At 35.7% G+C, this 21,483-nt stretch carries 22 protein-coding genes; 8 read left to right on the forward strand and 14 right to left on the reverse strand.

Annotated features, from left to right (window positions below; translation table 11 throughout):
• Positions 1 to 233: 233 nt before the first annotated feature.
• The 7 genes from E7Z78_RS07035 to E7Z78_RS07065 form a co-directional block, all read right to left on the reverse strand.
• Positions 234 to 551 (reverse strand): hypothetical protein, encoded by a 318-nt coding sequence (locus E7Z78_RS07035; RefSeq protein WP_303724455.1) that lies wholly within the window; start codon positions 549 to 551, stop codon positions 234 to 236.
• 153 nt (positions 552 to 704) lie between these two features.
• On the reverse strand, positions 705 to 980 hold the full coding sequence (locus E7Z78_RS07040) for a zinc ribbon domain-containing protein (protein ID WP_303724456.1): 276 nt from the start codon (positions 978 to 980) through the stop codon (positions 705 to 707).
• A 68-nt stretch (positions 981 to 1,048) separates the two neighbouring features.
• Positions 1,049 to 1,774 carry an ABC transporter permease gene (locus E7Z78_RS07045; RefSeq protein ID WP_303724457.1) on the reverse strand — a complete coding sequence of 242 codons (726 nt, stop codon included), beginning with the start codon at positions 1,772 to 1,774 and terminating at the stop codon, positions 1,049 to 1,051.
• Positions 1,775 to 1,783: 9 nt separating this feature from the next.
• Positions 1,784 to 2,698: an ABC transporter ATP-binding protein gene (locus E7Z78_RS07050; RefSeq protein ID WP_303724458.1), complete on the reverse strand. Its 915-nt coding sequence runs from the start codon at positions 2,696 to 2,698 to the stop codon at positions 1,784 to 1,786.
• A 61-nt stretch (positions 2,699 to 2,759) separates the two neighbouring features.
• A complete protein-coding gene (locus E7Z78_RS07055; RefSeq protein ID WP_303724459.1) occupies positions 2,760 to 3,596 on the reverse strand; it encodes a DUF4013 domain-containing protein in 837 nt (278 codons plus the stop codon).
• 9 nt (positions 3,597 to 3,605) lie between these two features.
• Positions 3,606 to 4,337 carry a DUF4013 domain-containing protein gene (locus E7Z78_RS07060; protein ID WP_303724460.1) on the reverse strand — a complete coding sequence of 244 codons (732 nt, stop codon included), beginning with the start codon at positions 4,335 to 4,337 and terminating at the stop codon, positions 3,606 to 3,608.
• An 8-nt stretch (positions 4,338 to 4,345) separates the two neighbouring features.
• Positions 4,346 to 4,582 carry a helix-turn-helix transcriptional regulator gene (locus E7Z78_RS07065; protein ID WP_295001241.1) on the reverse strand — a complete coding sequence of 79 codons (237 nt, stop codon included), beginning with the start codon at positions 4,580 to 4,582 and terminating at the stop codon, positions 4,346 to 4,348.
• 965 nt (positions 4,583 to 5,547) lie between these two features.
• Here E7Z78_RS07065 and E7Z78_RS07070 point away from each other — a divergent pair.
• Complete coding sequence (locus E7Z78_RS07070; protein ID WP_303724461.1) at positions 5,548 to 5,703, forward strand: hypothetical protein; 156 nt, start codon at positions 5,548 to 5,550, stop codon at positions 5,701 to 5,703.
• Between the two features lie 34 nt (positions 5,704 to 5,737).
• On the opposite strand, the gene E7Z78_RS07075 is transcribed toward E7Z78_RS07070, so the two are convergent.
• Positions 5,738 to 6,367, reverse strand: a complete 630-nt coding sequence (locus E7Z78_RS07075) for a hypothetical protein (RefSeq protein WP_303724462.1) — start codon at positions 6,365 to 6,367, stop codon at positions 5,738 to 5,740.
• Positions 6,368 to 6,547: 180 nt separating this feature from the next.
• Between E7Z78_RS07075 and E7Z78_RS07080 the strand changes: the two genes are divergently transcribed.
• The 3 genes from E7Z78_RS07080 to E7Z78_RS07090 are packed head-to-tail and all read left to right on the forward strand — an operon-like array spanning position 6,548 to position 8,627.
• Positions 6,548 to 6,946 carry a DUF2085 domain-containing protein gene (locus tag E7Z78_RS07080; RefSeq protein WP_369693470.1) on the forward strand — a complete coding sequence of 133 codons (399 nt, stop codon included), beginning with the start codon at positions 6,548 to 6,550 and terminating at the stop codon, positions 6,944 to 6,946.
• Positions 6,943 to 7,872 (forward strand): hypothetical protein, encoded by a 930-nt coding sequence (locus E7Z78_RS07085; protein ID WP_303724463.1) that lies wholly within the window; start codon positions 6,943 to 6,945, stop codon positions 7,870 to 7,872. Before E7Z78_RS07080 ends, E7Z78_RS07085 begins: the two co-directional genes overlap by 4 nt.
• A gap of 14 nt (positions 7,873 to 7,886) precedes the next feature.
• Positions 7,887 to 8,627: a hypothetical protein gene (locus E7Z78_RS07090; RefSeq protein ID WP_303724464.1), complete on the forward strand. Its 741-nt coding sequence runs from the start codon at positions 7,887 to 7,889 to the stop codon at positions 8,625 to 8,627.
• 275 nt (positions 8,628 to 8,902) lie between these two features.
• On the opposite strand, the gene E7Z78_RS07095 is transcribed toward E7Z78_RS07090, so the two are convergent.
• The 3 genes from E7Z78_RS07095 to E7Z78_RS07105 all read right to left on the reverse strand — a co-directional run bounded on the left by E7Z78_RS07095 (position 8,903) and on the right by E7Z78_RS07105 (position 14,823).
• A complete protein-coding gene (locus tag E7Z78_RS07095) occupies positions 8,903 to 9,856 on the reverse strand; it encodes a hypothetical protein (protein ID WP_303724465.1) in 954 nt (317 codons plus the stop codon).
• 1,061 nt (positions 9,857 to 10,917) lie between these two features.
• Positions 10,918 to 11,697: a zinc ribbon domain-containing protein gene (locus tag E7Z78_RS07100; protein WP_303724466.1), complete on the reverse strand. Its 780-nt coding sequence runs from the start codon at positions 11,695 to 11,697 to the stop codon at positions 10,918 to 10,920.
• A gap of 393 nt (positions 11,698 to 12,090) precedes the next feature.
• A complete protein-coding gene (locus tag E7Z78_RS07105; protein WP_303724467.1) occupies positions 12,091 to 14,823 on the reverse strand; it encodes a peptidoglycan-binding protein in 2,733 nt (910 codons plus the stop codon).
• Positions 14,824 to 15,169: 346 nt separating this feature from the next.
• Between E7Z78_RS07105 and E7Z78_RS07110 the strand changes: the two genes are divergently transcribed.
• Positions 15,170 to 15,307 (forward strand): hypothetical protein, encoded by a 138-nt coding sequence (locus E7Z78_RS07110; protein ID WP_292792023.1) that lies wholly within the window; start codon positions 15,170 to 15,172, stop codon positions 15,305 to 15,307.
• Positions 15,308 to 15,333: 26 nt separating this feature from the next.
• Here the strand turns inward: E7Z78_RS07110 and E7Z78_RS07115 are convergent, their stop codons facing one another.
• Positions 15,334 to 15,975, reverse strand: coding sequence for a DUF447 domain-containing protein (locus E7Z78_RS07115; protein WP_303724468.1), 642 nt, complete (start codon positions 15,973 to 15,975; stop codon positions 15,334 to 15,336).
• 166 nt (positions 15,976 to 16,141) lie between these two features.
• Here E7Z78_RS07115 and budA point away from each other — a divergent pair, with 166 nt between their 5' ends.
• Complete coding sequence (gene budA, locus E7Z78_RS07120; protein ID WP_303724469.1) at positions 16,142 to 16,945, forward strand: acetolactate decarboxylase; 804 nt, start codon at positions 16,142 to 16,144, stop codon at positions 16,943 to 16,945.
• A gap of 42 nt (positions 16,946 to 16,987) precedes the next feature.
• On the opposite strand, the gene E7Z78_RS07125 is transcribed toward budA, so the two are convergent.
• The gene (locus E7Z78_RS07125) at positions 16,988 to 17,260 is read right to left on the reverse strand and encodes a cyclophilin-like fold protein (RefSeq protein WP_303724470.1); all 273 of its coding nucleotides are present in this window, start codon (positions 17,258 to 17,260) and stop codon (positions 16,988 to 16,990) included.
• 217 nt (positions 17,261 to 17,477) lie between these two features.
• Positions 17,478 to 20,273, reverse strand: coding sequence for a peptidoglycan-binding protein (locus tag E7Z78_RS07130; protein ID WP_303724471.1), 2,796 nt, complete (start codon positions 20,271 to 20,273; stop codon positions 17,478 to 17,480).
• 349 nt (positions 20,274 to 20,622) lie between these two features.
• Here E7Z78_RS07130 and E7Z78_RS07135 point away from each other — a divergent pair, with 349 nt between their 5' ends.
• Together E7Z78_RS07135 and E7Z78_RS07140 are read left to right on the forward strand one after the other, a co-directional pair.
• The gene (locus E7Z78_RS07135; protein WP_292741282.1) at positions 20,623 to 20,844 is read left to right on the forward strand and encodes a hypothetical protein; all 222 of its coding nucleotides are present in this window, start codon (positions 20,623 to 20,625) and stop codon (positions 20,842 to 20,844) included.
• Position 20,845: 1 nt separating this feature from the next.
• The gene (locus tag E7Z78_RS07140; RefSeq protein ID WP_292741284.1) at positions 20,846 to 21,100 is read left to right on the forward strand and encodes a type II toxin-antitoxin system RelE/ParE family toxin; all 255 of its coding nucleotides are present in this window, start codon (positions 20,846 to 20,848) and stop codon (positions 21,098 to 21,100) included.
• Positions 21,101 to 21,483 lie beyond the last annotated feature (383 nt).

Below are 21,483 nucleotides of genomic sequence, written 5' to 3' on the forward strand. Positions count from 1 at the left end.
CAACGTATCTTTTTAACTAACAATACCACTCATGGATGATTCCGTGCATTTAATCAAAATTCCTTATGTCAAGACAGTCAGTGGAGTTTAAGCTCCACATTCTATTTTTTTAAAGCATAAAAAATAAGTTCTTCTGAAAAACCTTGTTACTAAAAAGGGATAAGTCTAAATAATAACTTAATAAAAACTTATCTAAATCGTGTTATTAAACCTACCTAAAAAAACGTAACCTGTTAACAAAATATATCAAAACTCCAACGTATATTTTCATTCAAAACATTCATTTTAAACATATCCGTGCGTGTTTTTCTCTCAATTTCCCTTGAAGACAATCCCCCATCAAAAACACTCATTAAAATGAGTCTGAGCAATAATTCGCGCGGATAAGCAAATTCACCAGGCTTTCCACGAAATTCCTGGTTCGCTTTCGAACAATCAACTAAATCAACCACATTTTTAATAAAATAGCACGGATGATCTTCAGGAATCAAATTTCGCAAGTCCATAGGGACCAACATAGTCTGATTAATATTATCATCTTTCAAAACCATGAATAAAACAACCATAAATATTAATATCTATAATAAAAGATTGTACTTCATAGTATATAAAATTAAAGGAAAATAAGTCAATTAAAATTAGAAAAAATTGTGACTTCGTGTCACATCCTCAAAAAAGAAAAAAAAGAAAAATGAGCCCGTCAATTAATCATTTGCCCATCTTTTTAATTTAGGAAACACTTCATTCATCATTGCGCTGGCCTGTGCCTTATCAATTTCAGGATGAACTTCAACCATCTTTTCAATGCAGAAATTCATCATCTCATCCATTGACATGTCTGAAGTGAATTCACCATCTTTAAAACAGTATATGCAGTAATCTTCGTTTTTTGTTCCGTCTGCATTGGTTCCAAAGAGTTTATCATCAGCCAAAGGCATTGCACAGGACTGGCAGAATTTTTGGTTTTCAAAATCATTCATGATATCACCATTACTTAATATTAACATGATTCTATTTAAATCAAATCACAGAGCGTCTGAAAAATAATTTAAATTGAAACATCCATTTTTGTGAAATAGATATATGAAATGACCAGTCCGATTACAAAAGTTGCCAGAATAACCCCATATGAAACTGTGATGCTTGTGCTATACTCTGCTATCTCACCGGATGCAATCAGATACGGACATACCCACGGAACAAACGGTGCCCAGTTTTGACCATAGACCATAAGATTCACCAATGCCAATCCTGCACCGCCGATCATTGCCGGAACCATGTTTGTAATGAACAGTGATACAAACACGAACGGAGAGAATGACAAAAACAAAAGCACATTGGCATATAATAGCTGTGCAAAGCCATCTGCAAATATCTTTAAACTGAATCCGTCAAGACCTGCCGCAAAACCAAATGCAAGTGTTGATATGCTGGTGACAACTGTTAAAATCACAATCCATACTAAAAACATTATATATTTGCTTGCCAGGAACTTTTCCCTTGATACCGGAATTGTCAGCATTGTCTTTAAGGTATGCTCATTGTACTCTCTTCCAAACAGATAGGAAATGATTATTGCAAAAATCAAAACCGCAAACATTGCTGACATGTACATGTTCACGTTGGTGAATAATGCCTCAAATGTCTGTCCCTCGTCAAAGGAGGTGACCGCAATAAACATCAGCAGCGGAGGAAGAACAGCTCCAAGCAAGCTTAACAGAAATATTTTTGATCTTTTGAGTTTTAAAAATTCCATTTCAATAAAAGTAAACATCAAATCACCTCAATTATTAGATACAAATCTGGTAAAGAACTCTTCCAGATTCTCTTCACACAGATTCACTTTTCTAACGTCAATGCCTGCCTTAACAAATAACTCATTGAATTTATCCCTCAGATTCAAATGTGTATACAGGTAGATTGTATTTTCACTGACTGTGAAATCCTCATTTTCCTTAAGTTCCAGTGCTTTAAAAATTTTAACCGCCATAGCAGCGTCTGATACTTCGAATTCGACATGCTTGTCCAGCCTTTCAGAGAGCTCTTCACGTGTAATCTCTTCAATCAAAACTCCCCCGTCCATAAATCCGATGACATCGGCAATGTTTTCTATTTCACTTAAGATATGGGATGAAATTAGGATTGTTATTCCGAACTCATGTGACAGTCTTTTAAGCAGCTGCCTGATTTCCTTTATTCCGAATGGGTCCAGACCATTTATGGGCTCATCCAAAATAAGCAATTCCGGACTATGCATAATTGCGGCTGCGATTCCCAGACGCTGTTTCATGCCCAATGAAAAATCCCTGAATTCTTTTGACTTTTCAGTATCCAAATTTACCATCTTAAGAACAGAATTGATACGAAATGGGTCATAATCGCCCCTTATTTTGGCAATTACCTTTAAGTTCTCATATGCTGTGAGATTTTCATAAAACCCTGGAGTTTCAATGATTGATCCTATATTTGAGTATACATTTGAGTATCTTCTAGCGTTTTTTCCGAAAAGGAATATGTCTCCGCTGCTCGGATATGTCAAATTTAAAAGCATGCACATTGTTGTGGTTTTTCCTGCTCCGTTTTTACCCAAAAGCCCATAGATCTTACCTTTTTCCACATGCATATTTACTGAATTCACAACCAGATTTTTGGAATATTTTTTTGACAAATTGTTTGTTTCGATGACGTAGTCTGACACAGATAAAACCTCCCCTAAATTAGTTAAAAAAATGAAAGTGGAATGCGTTAAAACATTCCATCTATTTTATGGATTCTCTATATATTGATCCGCAAACCCTGCTGAAAAATACAGTCATGTATGAATCTATAAACAATCCTTCAATTATTGCAATAACAATGGATATGATTACTGCCTGATTGTTGATGACTGCTGCAAATGCTACTGTTATAAAGCTCAATATGATGCCTACAGCAACAGAAATAATCATCATTACAATGACTGTGAACAGGACTATTCCAATATATTTTCCCCATCCTAGATTTGCAATATTGTCCGTAATTTCTCTAAAGTCAAATGCCTTTTTAATGCTGCCATATGCCACCATGTTGTTTACTGCCATAATCATGAGGAAATATGCAATTATAACGAGCAACCCTGCAATTAAACTTACAATAATAAATACTGATGAGTCACCCGCAAATGCTATTCCAGCAGTCCATACAATAACCGGAATGATATAATATGCCACGGTCACAATGAGGTATTTTATTCCTCTGACCAATAAGCCCGCAATGTCCTTAAATCCCGGAAGATCTGCCTTCCTGTCAATTGAGAATTTTACAACATCATATTGATATCCTAATATGAACAATCCGACAATAAAACTAATGACTGATAAACCAACCACAAGGTAAATGTCTCCTGCAGGCAACTGCGAAAACGGTATCTGTGATACTGTGCTGTTGGTGTTTTCAACAAGATGTATTGACATTCTGAAAATATCAAATGATTTGATGCCTATGACTGTTGACAGTGCGCTTACTAAAGCAAACAGCACTCCGATTCCTAAAATTTTTTTAATGTTAGTGAAGGGATATTTCAGCCCTTCAACGACGCAGTCAGTTATGCTTGCCATATAAATCACCTAGATTTGCATTGTGTAAAGCAATCCAATGGACCTTGAATTGAATATGCTCAGGTATGGTCCGACAATAAACATGGTTATGGCTGAGTTAATCAATACGCCCAATACGAATATTCCGCTTGGGTCGGCACCTAAAACTGCTCCGGAAATTCCGAATGCTGTAAATATCAGTCCGATGATTGCAGTTACAACAAATGAAATGACCAATGTTATGATTATTAGCCCAACGTATGTTACAATGCATTCAAACCATCCGATTTCATCGATTGCCTCTTTTATTTCACTGAATGCAAATGCCTTTGAAAATGCTCCGTCATTGTATGCCATGTGACATATTCCCATCTGAATCATCAGCTCTGCAACTATGAAAATTACAAATGTAATCAGAGCTCCGATAAGCATTAGTGCAGATGATGCAGCGCCTGATAAATTTCCGGCAATGACTGCAAATATCAAGAATATTATGAATGGTATAAGCAGATAAGCTATTTGAACAATCACGACTTTTACACCGTCAATGAACATTTCTATCAAATCATTGAATTCCGGCAACGGATCCCTTCCGTTGATTACTCCATGTACCGCATTGTTAATAACTCTATAATTGTATCCTGTAAGTAAGAATAGGGGCAGCAGCAGGAAGCTGAATAAACAGACAACTCCCAATATCACCAATTTTGTCCAGTCTTTTGCTGAATATTCAAGTGCGTCCTTGTATATATCTAAAATCATTTTATCACCTAATAATAATCATCATCAAAGATAAATATTTCTTCCATAATGAAATATTTCTCCCGATCTCCTTTAAACATCAGTTTATTAAAAACCTGGGTTATTTCATAGGCCAAAAATAAAGACGGGTTATACCTACCATTTTCCAGCGCATTAATGGTTTGACGGGTAACACCAACTTTATCCCCAAGTTCTTTTTGGCTCAGTTTGAGCTCTTGCCTTAAATATTTAATCATGGTTCTCATTGTATCGCCACAAGTTACTTATCATTTTGCAAAAGTATTTAAGTAGACAAGCAATTATGTTAAAAACTAATTACTTATGTTAATGTTAAATTACATAGTATATAAACTTTACTATTTTATATTAATCCATTTAAATTAATTTAAAACAAGTATAAAAAAATATATATTAGTATAATTTAATAATAATAACTTTAATATCTTATTTTTTAAAATTAAAATTATATTAGTCTTTAATTATAATTTAATCAAATTATTATTGTTTTAAAATTTAAAATTAAAAACAAAACATTTATATAGTAGGTAAATCATCTTTAACATATGTAACATTTAATTAACATATTTGATGTTGCATGGTATAGTTCCAAGCAAAAAAAAAGAATCATTCTTAATGAACACAATTTAGTTTGTCAGATTTAAGAACCGACCCTTGCCGGTCGGTTCGAGGTTTATGAAAGTGCAAACTTAATTTATCGCATTGGGCTATCATGGGTAATTATATGGGGGCTTGTCCCCCATTAATTTAGGCATTAATGGAACCAATGCACGCCATTACCCGATACGATGCAAATATATTTTGGAGAGGAAGAAAATGAAAAAAATTACCTCCCCATTTCTAATTCATCAAAGGTTTTGAATGATTCCCTTCATAATATTCATGATTCGAAAGATTACCTTGAAAATTCATAAACATATAAAGTATTTAAATCTGGAACTACAAACTAAAATTCATATCTGATTTTTTTATAGGTGTGTGTCAGAGTGGTCAAATGAGATAGGTTCAGGGCCTATTGCTTAGTGCTTCGTGGGTTCGAATCCCATCACACCTACTTACCTTTGTTTCAGACATTGTCTAACACTGCGAGTTCTTATTAATTTTTTCAAATCATTCACAAAGAAGAGCCAGATAAACAATTAGCTTTATGCGACTAATATACTGCCAAAATCAATATTGTATTGGTGATATTATGAACATTACGGCAATCAGTGAAATTATATTTGGAATTGCAATGCTATACCTGTCCCACCTTTGGAGTGGATCCGGAACATGGGGAGCATTTTCAGGACTTGTAGGACTGATAGTTCTCGTATCCGGAATATATGGGATTTACAAATCCAGGTAAAAAAAAGTTGGGGGATTGAATTCCCCTAGATTACTTAAAGGTCACTGACATAGACTGTGCCCTTATACTTGAAGTTTTCATTGAAGTATTCATCATCATTTTCAAATACCAAACCGTAGCTATCCTCAAATTCTCTCAATAACTGGCCAAGTTCCTGTTGTTTTTTAAGCTCATGCAAGGTTATTGCTTTTAGGAATTTTATTTCCTTAATGAATTTGGTCTGCTTTTCATTTCCACCCATTCCTGCAGCGGCAGCAACCATTTTTGCAGCAGCCACTAGTCCTCCGGCATTGCCTCTTCCGATTCTTGTTTCAAGGAGGACACCTTCATATCCAAGAATGGCATTGCAGTATGACAGGCATTCCTCATATTGGTTCAAGACCATGAATGAGAGAAGGCCGTTTATGCAGTTTGCAGTGAAATTGTTCCAAAACTGCTCGGCTCCCCACATGTTTGTTTTGGGCAGGGTAACCTCCACATATTGGGAGAACCATTGCCTGAAACAATCGCAGGTTATTTCATATTCCTCTTCACTTGCAGACATGAAATATAAGTCATAGACCGGACAGCTGTTGGCTTTAATAAATTTTTTTGCTCTTTTTGCTGTTTTGTCAAACTTGTTTTTTCTTTTCTCTTCAGGGCTTTTTCTGCTAAACAATCCCATAATAACACCTTGGTGCAATTTATGTAAACGACAAATTATAAGTCATGAAAAGCATTTCATTTCAAAAGCAATCCCTTTATGTGACTTATATGTTTACATATTGAAAATTATAATTAGCTAATAGCTTTAAGCCAAGACCTGTTCTAATCGCTTTAATGTGCTATTTAGTTTTTAATTTAAATGACTATATGCATTGAATGGAGATTATCATCTGATTATGATGATTTTTTGATTAAAATGAATATTTCAAGCCTGATTTGTCACAGAAAACCGGAAAGAAGCTTTCATGTCAGGGGCCATCAGTTTCCAGTCTGTGCCCGTTGCACCGGAATCTACATTTCTGTCATGCTGTATTTCATATACGCTTTTTTTAACTACATCAACTATTCTCAAGAATTGATAATCCTGGCAGCAATCCTTATGATTCCCGCAGGCATTGACGGATTGACACAATCTTTCGAATATCGAGAGAGCAACAACACATTAAGGCTCATCACCGGCCTGTGCATGGGTTTGGGCTTGGCCATTCTTGTAAAGGCATTTAAATTCTATTTTATTCAACGAGGAGGAATTTTATGAATCCAGTGATAAAGCTGTTGTTTTATAAAACTTACGAGGATCGACTGTCCAAGCTCAAGATAATATCAATCATATGGTTTGTTTTCATATTCATAGCCATGTATACTGCCAACCAGTCAATATTAGGGTCATTCTTTGGTGCATTGGGATTAACAGTTCCCTTATTTTCAATAGGATTGATATTGAGAATACTGATTATTGATGATAAGAATAAGGAAGTAAAAAGTGATGCGGAAGCAAAACCCGCAGCCACTTACAATAATGAAGTGAAACCAGACACTATTGATAAGAAAGATGATGTGAAAAGCATTGATGAGGCTTATGCTGATGAGGGCTCACAAAACACCTACACGGAAAAGGACAATGTGGGAACCCGCCAGGACAGTCTGGAAAAGGCCAATGCATATTGGCTGGGCACAAGACTTCAGATGGATGAAAAGCCGCCGTTCAGCCTGTACACATTCAAGTCAGCTCAAGACGCTGAAGACGCACTTTTGGAATTGCCGTTCATCCACAAGGCTACAGATACCGGCAATCTCATTTGTGAAAAGGTGATGGAATTCGGATATTACAGGGTTGAGGCGGATAACTACGAAGCCATACTTTCAGGATTTGACTATACCCCGGATGAATTCAAACAGGCGGAAGCGTCATTCAAGAAGCATAACGGTGTGTTGAAAAACAATCTGGAACCATCTGATGGGGCAAAACAGACTGAATCTGTTGGCGGAGATAAGAATAACGTCAAGTTCAGGGAAACCATAACCAAAAACCAGTACACCTACGAATGCTATGACGGAAAAACCAAGGCGGATGCAATGGACTTCCTTAAGGACAAGGAGGTCAACAAGGGATTGTATTACGTTTGCGTCTATACGCCTGAGGGCGATTTCGGACGTGACATAAACGGAATATATGAGATGTAGATGGTGTGATTACAATGAGTTTAAAGGATTATAGAGATGACTGGGAAACATGGAGCAAGGGCAAGAAAATCATATCCCTTATTGCCGGATGCTGTATTTTAACCTTTGTTCTTTTAATGATAGCTGGAATGTTTCTTCCTGATGCGAATGACACATATGACTCCACTGACGGCGACAGTTACACCGACGAGGACGGGCCATTTGAAATAGATATTGATAATGTTTCTGTTGTGGATTCATCAATTTCAATCACTTCACAGGACAGTGAAAGCAGCACCTACGCCTATTTCTATCAGGACGGAAGCTATGCCGAAGAGGCTTATACAACATATAACGCTGAAGATTTCAATATTGTGTTGAACATGACCGATCTTGAAATATCCAACAGCAGTAAAATAGAATATTCACAGATGTTTGGTGAGAGTGACACCTACAATATGTCCAATCTAAACAAGGACATTAAAAAACTGCTGAAATCGGATGATGTAGACATCACAATGAAATGTTATAATAAAAAGGACATATACCAAGGAGGATATAATGACTTTGACGTTTCAATGAAAAAAGGAATACTAACCTTAAGCCACTCAGAATCAGACACATCCGATTATCATACTGGAAAACATGCAACTGACCTTTCCGGTTATGACCATGCTATAATTGAAATTAGCGGAAAGTTACCTGGAAATAATGCCACAAGAGACATATTCTTTACACTATCTTCAGATGAAATGGATATAGTCACAAACAATTAAGGAATGATTTTAACAATCATTCCTCTTTTTTTATTTTTTAGATTTTGCACTTATCACTCGTGACTAAAATCTAGTTACTAAAAAAGTATAAACCTTAACTAACTTGTGAGTAAACCTTATTACTAAAAAGGGATAACTATTAATCAACTTGTTATAAAAAATATCTTACGTATATTATCTGTTGGATTATACGTTAAAACACTTTTTGGGTTTAATCTATCATTTTTAGTTAAATTAAGACTGTAAATAGAAGATTATGCTTTTTTCAAAAAATGTTAGGAACTCGATTTATTGCTTTTCTTGAGTTCATTAAGTTCTTCACTTAATCTACTTATTTCCTGGTCTTTTTCTTCAGTTATTCTAGTTATTTCCTGGTCTTTTTCTTCAGTTATTCTGGTTATTTCCTGGTCTTTTGCATATATTTCCCTTTCATATGAGTTCATTTTATCCACTTCCTCGTCTGTGAAATTAACTGTAATCAAGTATAACAGCTCTTTGGCCTTTTCTAAATCATCACCAAAGTGGTACAGTATCATCTTTTTCAGCACTTGGTGCATATCAATCTTCAAATCAGGATCAATCTTTGGAAACCTGCTGAAAAGAACGGCGATTTTCTCCATTACATCCTTGGCGTCGCTTTTTACAAAGATTGCAATATATGCAAAATTCAAAACCTCATCCACAGTGAAATCTCTTCTGGTTTCAACTATGTCCCTTAAGATATTTAACCTTTTTGAGATTTTTTCAGCGGTCACGATGATGTAATGGACCCTCAACACATGATTGAAAACCTCATAATCAATCACATCACTTCCGGGGCCTTCGTTGATTATTATAACCGGCACAGAGGGAAGATTTGTCTCATGGGTCTTTGATACTGTGTAGAAGAATATCGCATCGATTTTTGAATCGTCCGGAATCTGGGACTGGTGCTCAACAATCGTTGCAGATTTGAGTTTAATGATTTCCCCATCGGGAAGCACTACAACTCCATGGTCGATTTCCAGATTGCGACCGTCATCTGTGACAACATGAGTGTCCAGTTTTTTCAGGTATTTCCCTGGAAACTCAAATGTGACATGTGCGTGCTGCGCCCATCCTGAAACCGTCAACCGGAATGATGAGTCTTTCGGATGATGATTTTGCCCTTTCATGATCTGATCAATAAGTGTTTTTAGACTTGTCAGGCTTTTGGTTGATTGTTTGACTGCTTTGACTTCTTTTTTCATATTTAAAACCTTCGTCCTTTTTGATTGCCAATTTAGTGGTGTTGTGAAAATCAATTTTCACTAAAATTAAATTGAGCAGAAAGCAGTTTAATGTTTATGCTAAATCATATATAAATATTTTGATTTATAATTGATTATATGGGCTGTATTTTTGATATACATAAATATTAATCTTTTATAAGGTAAAAGCAATATTTTAATGTGAAATCAATATTGATGTCATGAGGTAATTTTAGTCAATGACCTGAAAAACATAAGACTACACAATATGTGAAAAAAACATTAAAAAAAGATAGCACTCCCAATAGTGCAATTCATCAATGACTTAAAAGAAGTCGTGGATTCTCGCATTATTAAGATAAAATTATGTTTGTGTTATTTACAATATTTGCCATGAATCAAATCAACAATAATTAAAAAAAAAGCAGTGTTTGTGCAGTTCACCTCGCATTGGTGTCGAGGTGTACCTAGCACGTTTTTTCTAAATTCAAAGTGTTTTACATTAACATACTATTCGCCTCCTGTGTTTTTTTTCGTACGTGTTCATCCGAATATCTTTTTGAAGAGTCTTGAGAAGCAACCTGTTGGAGCCATATTCTCCACCTCCTGTGTTTATTTTCCATTTGTGTTCATCCGAATATCTTTTTGAAGAGTCTTGAGAAGCATCCAGTTGGGGCCATATTACCCACCTCCATGTTAAATTTTTTTTCGTTTGTTTTTAGCGGAATAGTTTTGCGATCTTTTGGAAGAGTCTTGAGAAGCATCCTGTTGGGGCCATGTTCATCACCTTTTTAATAATTCATGTTCAACAGCAGATTACATTTTTTTGATCTTTACGGAAGACCATAATGTTAATTTTTGTCACTTGTATTGTGGTGAAGTTCTCATTTTATTTGTGTTTAGAACTTCTCACACCTACTTATTAGTATAAAAAAGGTCATATATAAAGTTTTTCGAATGTAAGTGGTTACTTGCATCTTAAAATAAAAAAATAAGCAAAATTAAATTGTAAAATCAAAAAATAATAAGTTTAAACTCATCCAAGAAATAAAGGAATAATTCTATTCATAATATTCACAAAAGCTTCCAAATGCCACCTGATGACCCAAGGCGCAATAATACTCAACGTTTCCGCCGGCATCAAAATCGCCGACAATGCCTCCGTAGCTGTCGAGAAACTCCTCGTAGCAGTGCCTGCAGTTCAAGCCACAATAGCCGCCAGAACCCCTTTCAGTCCGCACAGTTTCATGACGAATCACCGGTTCGCTTGGGGCAGTGACTTTCCTCACTTCCCTGCGTGTCTTTATTGACAATCTGATATAGTCCTTGATATCCTCATCACTCATATCCTCGTCTTGATCGATGATTTTAGCTTTCAGCATGCTTTTAATGAGATTAATGTCTGATTGGCCGATGTTGTTGTTTCTTATCTCTGAGCGGATGTCCTCAGAGGAAAGTATTGAATCGATCCTTTGCAGCTTCCTGTTTTCCTCATCCCTTTTGGTCTTGTATTCGGATATCAGCTGGTTGACCCTGAATTCCACTCCCCCGCTTTTAAGCTGGCCTGAGTCGATTTCCTCCTCAACCTGTTTTTTGATTGCCATTCCAACGTGAGTGATGTCCAGGCCATTTTTAATCAATGCGCTGGTGAAAGCCTTATTGAAAACATAACTTCTACCGACTACCCTTTTAAGCTCCTTTTTCGCATCCTTTTTGTCAATGCTGTCTGAATATGAACTGTTCTGTTTAAAACCAGAGTTATCAACTCTTGTTCCACAATTATAACAGAAATTATCATCGCTTCTTAGCTTGGTTCCGCAATTGGTGCAATAATTGGCCATGTTAAAACCTTCCCAAATTAGTCTCACTAAACAAATTTCAGTGCGAAAACTTATTTATATATTGTGCATATTTTCAACAAGTGAAATCAGATTCACTGTTTTTAATATGGGAATGACGACAAAAACGATACCATCCAGAAACGGTTAACATTAACGGCAGGCATTTTGAAATAGAAAATTGTATTTGAAAAGTAGTTGATATATATGCAAAATTAAAAATGGATTTGATTTTCCACACCCTTGATGTTGATGTTAAAAGCATTGCATGAAAATGAATGATATGGAATTAGGATTGCATTTAATGATGGCGAAAATGCATTATTATTGAAGACAATATTGTGTCGAAAATTAGTTTAAAAAAGAGAAGAAAAATAAGGAATTGAAATCCCTTATTTAAATTAAACCAAGTTTTTTAGCTGTCTTTTCATCAACCTTACCGGTCACCTTGAGTCCTTTGTCATGCTGGAACTCCTTGACGGATCTTTCAGTGCAGCTTTGGAACTTGCCGTCAACTTTCAAGTAGTGTCCTTTGTATGAAAGGTAATATCCATGGTCTTTTAAGGCCTGTTGGATTTCCTTAACGGTTGCCTTATCCTTGCTTCCTTTGGATACTGTCTTGAAGGTTACAATGACTTTAATGTTGGCTTTTTTGGATACCTTATTGTAGTACTTGTTTCCTTTATAGGTTATTGTTGCCTTGAAGGTTCCTTTCTTTTTGAGATTTTTGATTTTGAAGACTGCTTTGCCTTTGCTGTTTGTGGTTGCCTTGTAGGTTTTGCCTTTGACTTTCAGGGTGACTTTAGCCTTCTTGATTGCCTTGCCGGCATTGTCCTTTAATGTAATAGTGTACTTTTTGGTTTTGACACTGGTTTTAAAGGTTTTCTTTTTAGCAGTCAATTTAGGAGTTGCCTTCTTGACAGTGACTTTAACATTTTTGGCGGATTTTTCATAGTTGGTATTTCCGTTGAATGTTATTTTTGCAGTGTATGCTTTAGGAGCAAGTCCTTTGGTTGACACCTTGACCTGACCGTTCTTGTCGGTAGTGTAGGTTTTAGCACCGTTCAAGTCAACAGTTACTTTAACATTAGTTAATGCTTTGCCGTTGCTGTCTTTTAAAGTGATTACTAAATCCTTGTTGATGTTGTATGTTGTGGACACATCAGCACCGGTAATGCTGGTTGCCTGCTTGTTTACGGTGAATGTTTTTGTATCGTTTGATTGATGGTATATTCTGCTTTCGTTGTTGATTATTGTTATTGTGTATTCGCCAGCATCCAGGCCAATAACGGTAATGGTATCGTTTGTGATGATTATTTTATCATCGGATACGCCATCAATGGTTACTGTTACATTGGTTTTGTTTTCAATACTGTATTTGATTGTCACATTGTTTGGATATACGGTATTGTTAATTGGTTCGATTGTGACTTTGGAATCGTATTTGATTACATCAACATTTATTGTTTTGTCTTCAGCTGCTGCATAATCATCATTACCGGCAAAACTGACTGTAATGATTGCAGATCCTTCACCAACAGCAATGATTTTACTATCTTCAACTTTAGCAACAGTAGTGTTGCTTGAAGTGAAGGTTAACTCGCCTGCGTCAGCTGGTTTTAATGCAGCACCAGTACCAACAGAATCAAGTACCAGCAATTCAACAGTTGTATTTTCAACAGTGATTGTTGTTGGAGTTTTACTGATGGATATAGTTGCATTTGTAATTGTTACATTGTCCAGTCCAACATATGTTGCATTGACCTGATAATCACTATAAGCATCAAATTTATGCACTGCCCACCAAGTACCATTAGTACCATAAGTCGCATTGATTTGGGTACCGTTTGGTAAGATAAATAGTAATTTACCATCCCAAAGAATATCTTTTGGAATATCAGTTTTTGCAGTGATGTTGACAGTCTTGTTGTTGGTTGTAACTGAAGTTACATTTATAGAATACCTGACATTAGGCATTGTTATTGTTACTGTTCTGTTGATTGGTTGAAATTCAGCATATGTGGTATTGAAAACAGCAATATAAGAACCTACTGGTAAATCTGGAATCCATCCTTCACCGCTTAAACAAGTATAATTGCGAACCCAGACGCCATTGTCTTTAAAGTACACACTTATTGAGATATTTCCATTAGTTACAGGAATGCTGCTGTTTGTTTTTAAATCAAATGTTAATTTCTCACCTGAGCCATAAACTGTTGTGAAATTATCAACATTCAATGTAGGTGGAAGATTACGTGTATTGAAAGTTGTATCTGAATCAGTTTTAAAAATACAAGTATCAACAGTAACTCCAAGATAAGGTACACTTAAAATAGCCCCTCCTCTGGATGCGGAGTTATCAGCAAAATTACAATTTGACACAGTACCTTGATTCAAGAAGTAAACTGCACCACCATGTTGAGTTGCTTTGTTATCAGTAAAATTACAATTTGTCACAGTACCCGTCCAATCAAAGTAAACTGCACCACCATTACTTAAAGTATCAGTTGCAGTGTTGTTAGTAAAATTACAATTTGTCACAGTACCAGTATACAAGAAGTAAACTGCACCACCAAGGGTTGCAGTGTTATCAGCAAAATTACAATTTGACACAGTACCCGTCCAATCAAAGTAAATTGCTCCTCCATTACCATTATAATTAGCATTTTTAATGGTTAGGTTTTTAATTGTTACACCGGAAGCAGTTACAGTGAATGCCCTGATTGTTGATTCGTTCATGTCAATGATTGCACCGTTACCATCAATGACTTTATTGGCCTCACTGATAATAATGGTTCCACCCTTATCGTAAGTATAGTTCTTATGGTTTAATTTAATGTTTCCTGGCTGGCTAATTTCTTCAGCCAAATCAGAATATTTAGCTGAATCCGCACCCAATACCTCAGTATCAGTTTGCGCAATAGCCTCATCATAATCAGTTGAAGCCAATGCCTCGTTTTCTTCACTTGTTTGCAGATTATCCTCAATAATATCCTTATCAACGGATAACCCAATAGTATTTGTATCCTCACTTGCTATAGTATTATCTATTTCACTTGCGCTAACACCTGCAATGCTTAATAGAAAAACAACAAGCGCCAATAGGATTATTGTTTTTTTGTATTTCATTTTCTCCCTGAACTCCTGAAAATTGAATGCTAAAAAATGTTTTATATCATTCAAACAATCATAAAAATACATGCCCTTTGTTTAAAACTTCTAAAACATGAATAAAAATCTATCAATAAATATATTTATACATAACTATACCAGAGACATGAAGGGCAGATAAACTGATATTTCTAATACTATCCGTTTAACCGTAAAAATATAGAAAATTTAGTCCGACATAGAATCTTAAACCCATAACCTGCACTGATTTAATACAATCATTCGAATTCCTAACTGGAAAAAAACATATCTTGGACAAAGTACATAGACGTATTTAAAAAAAGATAAACTTGGGGAAAATATCATGGATGAAAAAGAATGCTACAACTGCAAGCATGTGGAATTTGACATTGGCCTTTGCACCCAATACTACTGCGGATTGCATGAAAAACTGGTAAAAATGGATGATAAGTGTGATGAATGGAGCGAATCATCCAATTAAGTCAATTATTGAAACAAACTCATTGCCTATTCAACATCAAAACCCTTATCAATCATGCTGTTTTTAAGAATCTCCATGGCCTTTATCGTATCAGGCCCTGAAACACGCTTAATCATCCGGTTGTTTTCATTAAACCTTCCAACAAAATAATCCTGTTGTTCCTCACTGACAAGGTCAAGTCGAGTGTAGTTTGTAAGGCATTCCAGAAGCGCAAAAACACCACGGTTTAAAGCCTTTGCACATGGATGGTTCTTGACGATTTCTACAACATCACTGCTTACGATATAAGCCTCCCCGTTTGATGTCACATGGTCTTTAATCGGGTCCATTTTTCTAATGTCTGTTACATCACAAATGATGTATGCCTCTGCATTCTTCAATATTGCAATGTCCTCATCATCTGTAAACTCTTCAATATCCAGGTTTCCGATAGTTGAATTTACAAAATTTATAGGATCAAAAGTGATGTTTACAACATATCTGCCTGTTTCCATAATGTTTTTAAGGGTTTGGGTGCCGACAAACAACCTGCATCCGAGTTTGTCCTTGCCTTTGCATACAATTCCTATTGGAGCAGCATTTTTTACACCATCCTTGCTCATGGTAGTGTAAATCCCTTCATATTTCTGTCCCTCTTCAATTCCGATATCTGTCAAATCAATAGCCATTTTATCATCCGCACTAATTTACATTCACTATTATTATCTATTCCTAATATAATTAAAAATTATTGTGAAAAAATCTTTGATTTAATAAACTGACATCTAATTTCAAACATCAAAACTTATTATCAGATTCCAACATATACCTAATTACCCAATGGAGGAATATCTAATGAATAAGAAAATAGCATTTGCATTAATTATAGTGGGCTTGCTAGCTGTTTCAGCAGTCAGCGCTCAGAATTCATTATTCTTTAACAGCAATAATGATGATTCAATGTATCAGGTCTCCTTGATGCAGGCTTTCATGCATGGAGAATACGACGGAGTAATAACTGTGGGAGATTTGAAAGCACATGGTAACACCGGTCTTGGAACATTCGAAGGAGTGAACGGTGAGATGATAATTCTGGACGGAGTTGTTTATCAGGCGGCTGCTGACGGAAGCATTAACGTCATGGCGGATAACGAAACCGTACCATTCGCTACAATCACCAACTTTGATGAAGATGGAAAAATAGACAATATAAGCGCCAAGGACTTTGACGATTTAACAGGTCAATTAACCAAGGAAATCAGCAAGAACAGCACAAACAACATGTATGTAATCAAACTCAAAGGTGATTTTTCAAACATTACAGTAAGAAGTGTTGAAAAGCAGGAAAAACCATATAAAGAATTCACAGAAGTTGCTGCAGTTGACCAGAAAGTATTCAACCACACTGACCAGACCGGAACAGTTGTAGCGGTATACTTCCCTGAATACATGAATGAATTGAACATGCACGGCTGGCATCTTCATTTCCTCTCTGACGATAAGGCAGCAGGAGGACATGTTTTAAATTTCACTGATTTTGAAGGATCAGGACAGATTGATGAAATCCATGAATTCAACATGATACTTCCAAGTGATGACTCATTTGAAAAAATGAATTTCACAGAAGACATGACCAATAAAATAAGCAGTGTGGAATAACTCTCCATTGAGTTATTCTTCTTTTTTTTATCAGAGGATATGTCATATCGTATTGACATTTTCATCAGTTGTCGGAAGTGTTAAACCTAAATCTCCAACTTTTTCAAAGCCTCCATATTCTGTTGCATTAACAGTGATGTTTCCTTTCTCCAGTTCTTTAACCAGTTCCTGTGTTGCAGGATTATCCTCCAACTTCACATCAAATGCCTCATCATTAATCTTTATTTTAATCGTATCCATACTTTCATCCCCGCTAACTGCACTGCATGTCATTAAGGTTAACATAATTACAAGAATAATGCTTTTATACCGCATATTTTTTCACCGATCATAATTCAAGAATATTTACACTAGCTATTTATTTCCTCATTCCTGTAAAAATATCCTTTGAGTATCCAATGAGAAAATAATTATATTTAATTTTATTTGTTGAAGTTAAAACATGTTCGGTTTCATGATTTAATATTCAAATCAATTAAACCAATATAAAAAAAGAAAAAGAAGTGCAGATGCAAGTGCATCCACATTAAATTTAAATTAAACCAAGCTTTTTGGCGGTCTTCTCATCAACCTTACCGGTCACTTTAAGATCTTTGTCATGCTGGAACTCCTTGACGGATCTCTCAGTGCAGCCTTTGAACTTACCGTCAACCTTAAGATAGTGTCCTTTGTATGAAAGGTAATATCCGTGGTCTTTTAAGGCCTGTTGGATTTCTTTAACTGTGGATTTGTCCTTGCTTCCTTTGGACACTGTCTTGAAGGTTACAATAACCTTGATATTGGCTTTTTTGGATACCTTGTTGTAGTATTTGTTTCCTTTATAGGTTACTGTAGCCTTGAAGGTTCCTTTCTTTTTGAGATTTTTGATTTTGAAGACTGCCTTGCCTTTGCTGTTAGTAGTTGCTTTATATGTTTTGCCTTTAACTTTCAAGGTGACTTTAGCCTTCTTGATTGCTTTACCAGTGTTGTCCTTTAAAACAATTGTGTATTTTTTAGTTTTAGGAGTTGTCTTGAATGTTTTCTTTTTAGCAGTCAATTTAGGAGTAGCCTTCTTAACAGTAACCTTAATGTCTTTAGTTGACTTGTCATAATTGGTATCGCCGTTGAATGTTACCTTAGCAGTGTATGCTTTAGGTGCAAGTCCTTTGGTTGATACCTTGAGCTGACCGTTACTGTCAGTGGTGTAGGTTTTAGCACCATTCAAGTCAACTGTTACTTTAGCACCGCTTAAAGCTTTACCATTACTGTCTTTCAATGTAATTACTAAATCATTGTTAACATTATAAGTGGTAGTTATTGCATTGCCTGTTAATTCTGTTTTAAGTTTGTTGACAGTTATTGTAGCGTCCTTAGTTATGTTATTGTGGTTTGCATCAGTTATTGTTGTAACTGTTAAAGTGTAATTGCCTGCATTCAAACCTGAAACAGTGATTGTTGTATCATTTACAACAACAATTGCATTCGGCTGACCGATGACTTCGGCCACAATGCCACTGGCATTGGTGTAGGGCACAGTAGTGGATCCATTAGTTCCATAATCAAAAGTAACATTATCATTGATTATCAATGTTGAATTGGCCTTGTTTACATTCAATTTTCCAGTTGCAGTTGCATTCAAGAAAACATTATCTCCTGAATATGCGACATTTACCTCATACTCATCAGCATTTATTGCTTCTGGAAGCAGAATTGTAGCATTCAAGGCCAGATTTGTGAAAGTGTAATTGTTGCCATTTTTTCCTTTCAATGTTATATTAACTGTTCCTGTGGCGGAGGAATTATAATTAATAGCAATAATTGTGTTGTTGCTGTAATCTGCTTCTTGAAAATCAACTGATAGGTCGGAATTTAATCCAAGGTTGGTTGTTTCAATAGTGTATTTTACATTTTCAATTGATGCTGTAATACTGCCTGTTCCCATGCTGGTTGCGGTATATGTGAGAGGTTCATTTAATTTAACACTCTTTTTATCGGCATTGCCCTTGGCTGGAGTCACTGTCAGATTGACCGGATATAAAAGGCCGTTGTTGTAGCCTGTCACATTTCCTGAAGTTGAATTGTACATCTGCAGTTTAAAGAGGATGTCTGACGCATCGCCAACTGATATTGCATCGGGGTTTGCTGTTGCGTTTAAAAAGAGCCATGCCTTGCAGTTTGGTGAATCGGGATTGTTTGCATAATCGGTTTCATCGCTTCCAAACCAGTTGCAGTCAACATTCAGGTTTGAGTCGTCTGCAAAGTCAATGACATAGAGTGTGACGGAATTGTTGAGGAAGATGTTGTTGCTGACGCTCATCTGCTCGTATGATTCCCATGCCTGGCCGACGATTCCAAACTCGGCTGTGTTGTTGATGAAGAGGCATCCTGAAATGTTTCCCACTCCGAATGACAGGTGGACTGCGGAGAATTTGCCTGCGGAATTGTTTATGAAGACAGAATCTGCAACTGAACTTTCACCCGCATAGAAATAGACGGCACCGCCAATCCTTTGAGGGGCCATATTGTCAATGAACCTGCAGCTTGTCACATTGCCTCCGTTATTGAAGTAAACTGCGCCGCCATAGCTTTCCTCGCCGGTTGCCTTGTTGTCTTTAAAGCTAGAGCCTATCAGATTTCCCCTTGACTCATTATTGTAATAGATTGCACCGCCGCTGCCGCCTTCGGCAATGTTATTGGTGAAATTACAATTTGTCACAATAAACTCGCGGTGCTCTACGTAAATTGCACCGCCGCTGCCGGATGTAGCAGTGTTATTGGTGAAATTACAATTTGAAACTTCACCTCCCCTAAAAAAATAAATTGCACCGCCTTTTGGAGCATGGTTGTTGATGAAATTACAGTTTGTCACAGTACCTTCCTCAGTAAAGCAAATCGCTCCTCCCTTCACCATATAGTTCGCATTTATAATGGTCATGTTTTTGATTGTTACTCTTGCGCCATATATTTCAAATACTTCTGTGTTGTTGCTTGATGCGGCCAGATCGATGACCGTACCGTTGCCGTCAATAACCCGGTCATCGCCAACTATCTTAATGGCACTTTCCGAATCATATTTATAGTACTTATGTTTGAGTGTAACGTCGCCCCCTTTTTGAATTTCATCATACAATTCTGAAAAGGTGCCTGTGTCCTCGCCCAATATTTCAGAGTCCGGGGCACTGCTTTCATCATTGCCTTGTGCCGGAATGGCACTTTCATCAGCTGCAGACAGTTCAATCTGGCCTGTATCGGCAGTTGCCGTATCGTTTACATCGCTTGCACAGACGCTTGCCACCCCAACTATGAGGATGGCCAGCGCCAGCATGATTATGATTTTTGCGTATTTCATGATACCCTTTTATCCCTTTTTTTATCATAATAAATAATTTTCAAGAATTTTGTTTTAATCTAAACGAACAATCTAAGAGACGATTTTTCCCGTTAAAACATTCATTCTTGTTTAGAAGTCTATTAACAAAAATATAAATATATAACGGATTAGAAAAACAATAGGCACATAAACTGATATTAATCTACCTATCAATTCAGAACATAATGGAAAAATATATTTCAAAAAGGATGACCGCCTGAATAGATATGATAAATAACATCAGAATAATATTGTTGATAATGTATACAATGTTTACACTGTTAACTATATATACACAAAACTACATATTAATAATTGGTGATAAAAAATGGAAACAAAAGCTATCAGAGTCAGTTTATTTAATCATGAAAGATTAGCAGACCTTGGACATAAGAATGATTCTTTCAATGACATTATAACAAAATTATTAGATGAATATGAAGAATATCAAAAGATAAAAGACTTAATTGAAGCAGATAAAGAATTTGCGAATGGTGAAGGAGTTCACTTTTCTTCATTAGATGAACTTGATGCTTATCTAGATGATTAATATGGAACTTGAATTTAAACGATCTGCTTTAAAACAATTGAAATATTATAAAAAGAAAAATCCAATTGCTTACAAAATAATCCGTGAAAAATTAGAAGAAATAATAAAAAACCCTGAAGATGGCGATTATAAAAAAGTAAAAAAATATCCAAAATATAAAAGAGCAAGAAAGGGAAATTATAGAATCTGTTTTAGGGTAGATGATAATTGTATTTATATTGGACGTATTGAAGATAGATCAAAAGTATATAACTAGTTTTTACAAACAAATAACCTCAAAACTATTTTCCCATTACTATCCAATTCTATAAACTGATAATTTATAAACCTAACTATTTTTAATAGAAATTATTGATTGGAATGTATTTAAACAGTTTAAATTAGGATACGTTTTTTTAAGAAAAAATTAAAATAAGACCTGAATAGATTGAAAACAGATAGTAACATGCTAAAATGTTATATTGGAAGATAATATGAGGAATACTGTTAATGAAAATGTTTATATATCTTAAGGAGCTTAAACATTAATTGAAGATTAGAAGGTAAAAGCCAAAATTTTGGTTTAGCCTATAAGTCCTCGTCACCACAGGTGGCGACTTTCCATAACATTTATGGTCAATTAGGTGGCTTATAGGTTCT

This window comes from Methanobrevibacter thaueri, assembly GCF_015062915.1.
Taxonomy (GTDB): Archaea; Methanobacteriota; Methanobacteria; order Methanobacteriales; family Methanobacteriaceae; genus Methanocatella; species Methanocatella thaueri_B.